Genomic DNA, 8,082 nt, shown 5'->3' with positions numbered 1-8,082 from the left:
GTGTAGCCCTGCCCTGCCGATGCAACGAAGAGAGCGAAGGCCGCATGCTGCTGGCCGGCATCGAAGCGCTGGCAGTCGTCCAGCAGCAGCAGGCTCTCGTGGGCCGGCAGCTCCCAGGGCAAGGCGGTGTCGGCGTCATACCAGGCGACACGCTGGCCGGCGGCCTGCCAGCGCTCGGCCAGGGCCTGCAGCAGATGGGTCTTGCCCGAGCCGGTGGCGCCCCAGAGCAGCACGGGCGGGTCGCCGGGCATCAGGCCCATCAGATAGGCCAGCGCCTCGGCATTCGCGCCAGGCAGGAAGTTATCGAAGCTGGGCGTAGGCGGGGCCAGCAGCGCCAGGGGAATCTGCCTCATCGTCAGTGCCGCGCGGCCGCCCGGAGGCCCTGACGCGCCCCCTCGGGGGGCAGTGAACGTAGTGAGCGTGGGGGCATTCTTGCGTCAGCGAAACAATGAGCTCGCGAGGTAGGCCTTGTGCAGACGCTTGACGGCAACGGCCGCAACGGCCGACAGCGGCAGCGCGATCATCACGCCGACAAAGCCCAGCAGATGGCCGAAGGCCAGCAGCGCGAAGATGACCATCAGCGGACTCATGCCGATGCGCTCGCCGACGAAGCGCGGCGTCAGCACGAAACTCTCCAGCAACTGACCGATGCCGAAGACGATGGCGACGGCCACGACACCATAGAGGCTGGCGAACTGCAGCAGGCCCGCCAGCAGCGCCAGCACCAGGCCCAGGCCGAAGCCCAGATAGGGGATGAAGACCGCCAGTCCGGTGAAGACGCCGATGGGCAGTGCCAGGTCGAAGCGCGCCAGCGCGAGGCCGACGCTGTAGTAGATGGCCAGGGCGCCCATGACGAGCAACTGGCCGCGCAGGTATTGGCCCAGCGTCTGGTCGCATTCGTCGAGGAAGCTGCCGACCGAATCGCGCGCCGCGGGCGGCACCAGCGCACGGATGCGCTCGACCAGGCCGGGCCAGTCGTCCAGCAGATAGAAAAGCACGACCGGCAGCAGCACCGCATTGCCGATGAAGGCGAGCAGGAAGCTGCCGCCGATGCGGGCGGAGCTCAGCGCCGTCGCGAGCCATTCCTCGAAATTGGCGTCCAGATACTTCAGCACGAAGGCCTTGATGCTGGCCGGGTCGAGCTGCATGTAGATGCCGTGCTCGGCGAGCCAGGGCGAGAGCTTGTCATTGGCCAGCTTGGCCAGCGCCGGGATCTGTTCACGCAGCGCCGGCAGCTCCTTGCTGAGGATGGGCAGCACCAGCAGCACCAAGGTCAGCAGCGCCATCCCGAACAGCATCTCGACCATCAGCACCGCCAGCGCACGCGGCGTGCGCCGGTCCACCAGGGCCTGCACCACGGGCGCCAGGGCATAGGCCAGCACCAGGGCGGCGATGAAGGGCGCCAGCACGGGCGACAGCAGCCACAGCAGCAGGATGAGGGCGAAGGCGACGCCGGCCCAGGCCAGGGCGGTGCGTTGGGGCTTGGTGAGCTTCATCATGGTGTCTGCGGGCGGGCGCGGATTGTCACTGAAGCGGCGGCGGTGCCTGGTCGAGCAGCAGCGCCAGGCGCGCGCGCAATTCGGCGGCATCGGGGGCATCGCCGCGCTCGGCAAGGTAGAAGGCCAGGTCCTGGGCCGCGGCGGCGAAGGCGCCCAGGGAGGCCAGCACCAGGCCGCGGTCGCGGCGCTCGGCCGGGTCGCGCGGCAGCAGGATGACGAGGCGCTGCTGCACGGCCAGCAGGCGCGGCCAGTCCTCGGCGGCGCGATGCACTTCCTTCAGGTTGCGCAGCATGCGGGCCAGGATCTGGCGTGGCGCGGCGGCGCGCAGGAAGAACTCCAGCGGCAGCTCCAGATCATCCGGCAGGCCGCTGCCGTGGCGGTAGTGGCCCAGCCGCTCGTCCAGGCGCGAAGGCGACAGGGACTCGCCGGTAAAGGGATCGATGACGGCCTCGCCCAGGCCGATCTTGCATTTGACGAGGAAGTGGCCCGGAAAAGCCACGCCGGCCACGCGCAGGCCCGCCTGCTCGGCGAGTTCCAGCAGCAGCACGGCCAGCGCGATGGGCAGGCCGCGGCGGGTTTCCAGCACGCGGTGGATGTAGCTGTTGTCCGCCGCGTAGTAGTTGTTCAGGTTGCCGGCAAAGCCGAGCTCGCCATGGAAGAAGCGGGTCAGATGGCGCAGGCGCTCGGCCGGGGCGGCGTCGCGGGTAATGCGCTCGCGCAAGCGGCGCGACAGGCGGTCGACCTCAGCCAGCACGCCCTGCACATCCAGGCCGGGGTGCTCGTCCTGGGCCAGGCTGATGGCCGCCTCGAGCAGGTTGATGCTCTGGTCCTCGGCCACCAGCGCGGCAAAGTAGTCCAGCGGAGAGGGCGCCGCGTACTTCATCAGTTCGGGCGGCCGAGAGCGCGAGGCCGCATGCCGACCAGCAGCAGCACCGCGAAATAGACGACGGCACTGCCGGCCAGGCTGGCCGCCATGATGAGGCCGCGCTGGATCTCATGCGTGCCCAGGGCCAGCCAGTCCAGCCGGGTCGCCAATTGCCATTGCAGCAGGCCCATGGCCGCACAACCCAGCACCACGCGCAGGCCGAAGGACAGCCAGCCCGGCTCGGGGCGGTAGCTGCCCAGCTTCTTCAGCCCCCAGAACAGCCAGCTCGCGTTGACCAGGGCGCCCAGGCCGATGGACAGCGCCAGGCCCGCGACACCGATCCAGGGCACGAAGACGAGGTTGAAGCCCTGCGTCAGCACCAGCACCGCCACCGCGATCTTGGCCGGTGTGCCGGTGTCCTGGCGGGCAAAGAAGCCCGGCGCCAGCACCTTGACGGCGATCAGGCCCATCAGGCCGACGCCCCAACCCATGACCGACTGCGCCGTGTGGGCCACGTCGGTCGCCGTGAAGGCACCGCGGTGGTACAGCACGGCCGTCAGCGGCTCGGCAAACACCAGCAGCGCCACGGCGCAGGGCAAGGCGAACAGCATCACCATGCGCAGGCCCCAGTCGAGCAGGCGGCTGTAGCGCTCGCTCTGCCCCGAGGCCTGGGCGGCGGACAGCTGCGGCGTCAGCACGGCGCTGAGGGCCACGCCGAGCAGGCCGATGGGGAATTCCATCAGCCGGTCGGCATAGTTCAGCCAGGAGGTCGCGCCCTCTGCCAGGTGGCTGGAGATCTGCGTGTTGATCATCAGCGACAGCTGCGACACGCCGACGCCCAGCAGCGCCGGCCCCATGCCCAGGATGACGCGACCGACGCCGGGGTTGGCGCGTGATTCCTGCAGGCCCCGCCAGCTCAGGCGCATGCGCGGCGTCACACCGACGGCCCGCAGCGCCGGCCACTGCACCAGCAGCTGCAGCACGCCGCCAAGCATGACACCGAAGGCCATGGCGTAGATGCCCGGGTAGCCGGCGCGCTCCAGCGGCTTGGCCAGGGCCCAGCCGACGGCGATGACGCTGAGGTTGAGCAGCACCGGCGTCGCTGCCGGCACGACATAGCGCCGCCAGGTGTTCAGGATGCCCGCCGACAAGGCCACCAGCGACATGCAGCCGATGTAGGGAAACATGTAGCGCGTCATCACGACGGACGCATCGAAGGCCGGCCCCGGCAGCCCCGAGCCGAGCAGCCAGACCAGCAGCGGCGCCGCGACGACACCGATCACCGACGTCACCAGCAGCGCCCACAGCAGCACGGTCGCCACCGCATCGATCAGGCGATGCGTGGCCTCCTCGCCTTCGGTCGCCCGCGTCGCCGCCAGCAGCGGCACGAAGGCCTGGGAAAATGCCCCTTCGGCAAACAGCCGGCGCAGCAGGTTCGGGATTCGGAACGCGACGAGAAACGCGTCGGTCATCGCCGTGGCGCCGAAAAGCCCGGCCACCATGGTTTCACGGACAAGGCCGGTGATGCGCGAGGTCAGGGTCAGCAGGGATATGGTCGACGCAGCGCGCAGCAGATTCATGGCGGCGGATTATCTGTGTCGTGAATGACGTCACTTTCGATACTGCGCCCAGGCACTTGGCTTTAACCCTGATTTCGGGCTATACTCGTCGTCTTTGCACCAACTGGGTATAGATACAGCATGGCAACCAGCTCCAAAGCCAAGAAGAAGACGGTTCGCCTGGCATCGGGCCGCAAACGCGCCCGCCAGGACGTCAAGCTCAACGCCGCCAACACGGCGCTGCGTTCCAAATTCCGCACGGTCGTCAAGAACGTGCAAAAGGCTGTGACCGCGGGCGACAAGCCCAAGGCCGCTGACCTGTTCAAGGCTGCCCAAGCCGTCATCGACTCTGTCGCTGACAAGGGCATCTTCCACAAGAACAAGGCTGCTCGCCACAAGAGCCGCCTGTCCGCCAAGATCAAGGCGCTCGCCGCCTGATAACAAAATCCAGCTCTGGTGCAAGGCAGAAGGCCCGCGAAAGCGGGCCTTCTGCTTTGAGAGGCCCGCTTTCGCGGGCCTTTTGCATTTTGGCTAGTGCCACTCCCCGGCAACGACGCCTTGAATGCTGCGATCGCGCAGCCATTCCGCCACGGCGCGGGCCACCCATTGCGGGTCGTCCAGCGGCAGATCGTGCCCGGCCTTGGTGTGCAGGCGCAGTGGCGCGCCCCAGGCCCGGCTGATGGCCTGGGAGCAGCGCCAGTCGACGAGGTTGTCGCCCTTGCTGCACAGCAACAGCATGGGCGCACTGGGGCGGGTGCGGCTGGCGCGGTAGCGCATGCTGGCCAGCAGCTGGCGCGCCGTGTTGCGCACGCCCAGAGGATGTTGGCGCTGCAGTTCCACCCAGCGGTCGATGACGGCCTGCGGCGGCGTCAACCGCGTCGTCAGACTGAGCACGCGCTCCTCGCGCATGCGGGCGCTGAAGCGGCTCAATGACAGCAGCAGCAGGCCGAGATAGTTCAAGGGTCGCGGCTTACGGAAGAGTTCGCTGAACGGCCGCAGGCTCGGGTTGATCAACACGCCGGCCTCGACCTCCTTGGGATAGCGGCTCGCCCATTCGCTCAGCACCGCGGCCCCCAGCGACATGCCGACCAGTGACACCGGCCCCGTCACGCCGTGGCGCTCCAGCTGGGCACGGCAGGCGTCGACGATGGCCGACACCTGGGTGGGGCTGGCCTGGCGGCGCAACGCACCGGTACCGGGCAGGTCCAGCATCACCATCCTCGACGCCGGTTGCAGCGCGCGCAGTTCGCGCAGCAGATGCTCGGGGAAGACGCCCCAGTGCCCGCTCTCCCGTGACAGGCCACGCAGCAACACCCAGACCGGCACCGGCGCTTCGGCCACGGGCGGCGCCACGGTGACCGCGGCAGCGGCGCTGGGGTTTATGGGCATGTGTCCAAACATTGCCAGCGAGGATAACGGCGCCGCGGCGTGGCGCGCCTCCGGAGTCTCGCTAGGAGACAGGCTTTCAAGCGTCCGGTTTGCCGCCCGGCCCATCGGGCAGCAGGCAGGCATCGGCGACTTGCAGGTTGTTGTCGCGCGCGAAGTTCATGACGAAATCCCAGGCCATCGGCTCGAGGCGCTTGAGCTCCTCGTTGACGATGACGCACTTCACGCCGTTGATGACGGTGGGCACGCACAGCGGCGAATAGCCGATATAGGCGCCGATGCCGCCCCGCGCGCCGCCAGGCCGAAAACAGGACATTGCACCGGCCAGTCGCTCGGCCCAGTCGCTCGGGCGGAAGGTGCGTCCATCCAGAGTGACACCTTGGATGAAGACTTCGCGCGGCGGGGGAGCAACGGTCATGAACAGAGGGGCTTCGCGTCTACAGCGGGGCACCGCTGCCAAAGACCGCTATTGTGCCTCGACACAGGCCGATCTGCTGCGCCGCAGCAATTGCCGCCCGTCTCGACTCTAGAATCAAAAGCCCATTTTCCTCAACCTCTTCTGGAACTTCTGGAGACCCGATGAACGCTGTCCCCGCCTCGTCCGAGCCCCATGTCATGCCGACCTATGGCCGCCTGCCCGTTGCGCTTTCGCACGGCCAGGGCTGCTGGGTCTGGGACACGGAAGGCCGACGACTGCTGGATGGACTGGGCGGCATCGCGGTCAACACCCTGGGCCACAACCACCCGCGCCTGGTGCCGGCGCTGCAGGATCAGCTCTCCAAGCTGATCCACACGAGCAACTACTACCGCGTGCCGCTGCAGGAGCAGCTCGCCGCCAAGCTTTGCGAGCTTTCGGGCCTGGCCAATGTCTTCTTCTGCAATAGCGGGCTGGAAGCCAACGAGGCGGCGCTGAAGATCGCCCGCAAGTTCGGCCACGACCGCGGCAACCCCTCGCCCGAGGTGGTGGTGTTCGAGGGCGCCTTCCATGGCCGCTCGATCGCGACGCTGTCCGCCACGGCCAACCCCAAGATCCAGGCCGGCTTCGGGCCGCTGGTGCCGGGTTTCGTGCGCGTGCCGCTGAACGACATTGCCGCCCTCGAGGCCGCGCTCGCCGCGCATCCCAACGTCACGGCCATCTTCCTGGAAACCATCCAGGGCGAAGGCGGCATCAACCCGGCCCGCATCGAGTTCCTGCAGGCGCTGCGCCGCATCTGTGACGAACGCGACCTGCTGCTGATGCTCGACGAAGTGCAGTGCGGTATCGGCCGCACCGGCAAGTGGTTTGCCCACCAGTGGGCCGGCATCAAGCCTGACGTGATGCCGCTGGCCAAGGGCCTGGGCTCGGGCGTGCCCATCGGCGCCGTCGTCTGCGGCCCGCGCGCCGCCGGCGTGCTGAAGGCCGGCAACCACGGCACCACCTTCGGCGGCAACCCGCTGGCCATGCGCGCCGGCGTCGAGACGCTGAAGATCATGGAGGAGGACGGCCTGCTCGCCAACGCCGAAGCCGCCGGGGCGACGCTGCGCGGTGCGCTGGCTGAAGGCCTGGCCGGCGTGGCCGGCTTTGTCGAGATCCGCGGCCAGGGCCTGATGCTGGGCATCGAGCTCGACCGCCCGGCCGGCCCGCTGCTGGGCCAGGCGCTGGACGCCGGCTTGCTGATCAGCGTGACCGCCGACCGCGTCGTGCGCCTGCTGCCGCCGCTGATCCTGACGCACGACGAGGCCCGCCAGATCGCGGCCATCCTCGTGCCCCTGATCAAGGCCTTGCTGGCCCAGCCCAAGCCATGAAGCCGGGAGATGCACTGATGCGTCACTACCTGCAGTTCAAGGACCTGCGCGCCGAGGAATACGCCCATCTGTTCGACCGCGCCGCCATCATCAAGCGCCGCTTCAAGAACTACGAGAAATACCAGCCGCTGCAGGACCGCACGCTGGCCATGATCTTCGAGAAGGCCAGCACACGCACGCGTGTCAGCTTCGAGGCCGGCATGTACCAGATGGGTGGCTCCGTCGTGCACCTGACGACGGGCGACAGCCAGCTCGGCCGCGCCGAACCGGTGGAGGACTCGGCGCGCGTCATCAGCCGCATGGTCGACATCGTCATGATCCGCACCTTCGAGCAGAGCAAGATCGAGGCGTTCGCGGCGCACTCGCGCGTGCCGGTCATCAACGGCCTGACCAACGAGTACCACCCCTGCCAGATCCTGGCCGACCTGTTCACCTTCATCGAGAACCGCGGCATGGACCGCCGCGGCGCCATCGACATGGACTGCCTGAAGGGCCGCGTCGTCGCGTGGGTCGGTGATGGCAACAACATGGCCAACACCTGGCTGCAGGCCGCCGAGATCCTCGGCTTCAAGGTGCATGTCAGCACGCCCAGCGGCTATGGCGTCGACCCGGTCGTGGCCGGCATCAAGGACGCCAGCTGCTACAAGGTCTTCAAGGACCCGCGCGAGGCCTGCGACGGCGCCGACCTGGTCACGACCGACGTCTGGACCAGCATGGGCTACGAAGCCGAGAACGAGGCCCGCAAGGCGGCGTTCGCGGACTGGTGCGTCGACACCGCCATGATGGCCCGCGCCAAGCCGGATGCCCTCTTCATGCACTGCCTGCCGGCGCATCGCGGCGAAGAGGTGGCGGCGGACGTCATCGACGGGCCGCAGTCGGTGGTCTGGGATGAGGCAGAAAACAGAATGCACGTGCAGAAGGCACTCATGGAGTACCTTCTGCTCGGCCGGATTGGCTGAAGGCCGATACGGCGGCCCGCGAGGGCTGG

General features: G+C 68.3%; 9 protein-coding genes. 3 read left to right on the top strand and 6 right to left on the bottom strand.

Features of this window, described 5'->3' with window-relative positions:
• The 4 genes from AC1DW3_RS28620 to murJ form a co-directional block, all read right to left on the bottom strand.
• The coding region (locus AC1DW3_RS28620; RefSeq protein ID WP_477937306.1) for a DnaA ATPase domain-containing protein at nucleotides 1-353 on the bottom strand (353 nt) is incomplete at its 3' end.
• Between the two features lie 84 nt (nucleotides 354-437).
• The gene (locus tag AC1DW3_RS28615; protein WP_477937304.1) at nucleotides 438-1,499 is read right to left on the bottom strand and encodes an AI-2E family transporter; all 1,062 of its coding nucleotides are present in this window, start codon (nucleotides 1,497-1,499) and stop codon (nucleotides 438-440) included.
• A 25-nt stretch (nucleotides 1,500-1,524) separates the two neighbouring features.
• Nucleotides 1,525-2,382: a SirB1 family protein gene (locus AC1DW3_RS28610; RefSeq protein ID WP_477937302.1), complete on the bottom strand. Its 858-nt coding sequence runs from the start codon at nucleotides 2,380-2,382 to the stop codon at nucleotides 1,525-1,527.
• Nucleotides 2,382-3,944 (bottom strand): murein biosynthesis integral membrane protein MurJ, encoded by a 1,563-nt coding sequence (gene murJ, locus AC1DW3_RS28605; protein WP_477937300.1) that lies wholly within the window; start codon nucleotides 3,942-3,944, stop codon nucleotides 2,382-2,384. Before murJ ends, AC1DW3_RS28610 begins: the two co-directional genes overlap by 1 nt.
• A 120-nt stretch (nucleotides 3,945-4,064) precedes the next feature.
• Here murJ and rpsT point away from each other — a divergent pair, with 120 nt between their 5' ends.
• Complete coding sequence (gene rpsT / locus AC1DW3_RS28600) at nucleotides 4,065-4,361, top strand: 30S ribosomal protein S20 (protein ID WP_477937298.1); 297 nt, start codon at nucleotides 4,065-4,067, stop codon at nucleotides 4,359-4,361.
• Nucleotides 4,362-4,454: 93 nt separating this feature from the next.
• Here rpsT and AC1DW3_RS28595 read toward each other — a convergent pair whose 3' ends face one another.
• Together AC1DW3_RS28595 and AC1DW3_RS28590 are read right to left on the bottom strand one after the other, a co-directional pair.
• Nucleotides 4,455-5,312, bottom strand: a complete 858-nt coding sequence (locus tag AC1DW3_RS28595; RefSeq protein ID WP_477937296.1) for an alpha/beta fold hydrolase — start codon at nucleotides 5,310-5,312, stop codon at nucleotides 4,455-4,457.
• Nucleotides 5,313-5,388: 76 nt separating this feature from the next.
• Nucleotides 5,389-5,727: a DUF3579 domain-containing protein gene (locus AC1DW3_RS28590; protein ID WP_477937294.1), complete on the bottom strand. Its 339-nt coding sequence runs from the start codon at nucleotides 5,725-5,727 to the stop codon at nucleotides 5,389-5,391.
• A 161-nt stretch (nucleotides 5,728-5,888) separates the two neighbouring features.
• Here AC1DW3_RS28590 and AC1DW3_RS28585 point away from each other — a divergent pair, with 161 nt between their 5' ends.
• Both AC1DW3_RS28585 and argF read left to right on the top strand, forming a co-directional pair.
• Entirely contained in the window at nucleotides 5,889-7,094 is a 1,206-nt protein-coding gene (locus tag AC1DW3_RS28585; protein WP_477937292.1) for an acetylornithine/succinylornithine family transaminase, read from the top strand.
• Nucleotides 7,091-8,053, top strand: coding sequence for an ornithine carbamoyltransferase (gene argF / locus AC1DW3_RS28580; protein ID WP_477937290.1), 963 nt, complete (start codon nucleotides 7,091-7,093; stop codon nucleotides 8,051-8,053). The genes AC1DW3_RS28585 and argF overlap by 4 nt, the downstream gene beginning before the upstream one ends.
• Nucleotides 8,054-8,082: the final 29 nt, after the last annotated feature.

The organism is Roseateles sp. P2_H4 (assembly GCF_056403315.1).
This window is presented reverse-complemented; position numbering and strand designations above follow the sequence as displayed.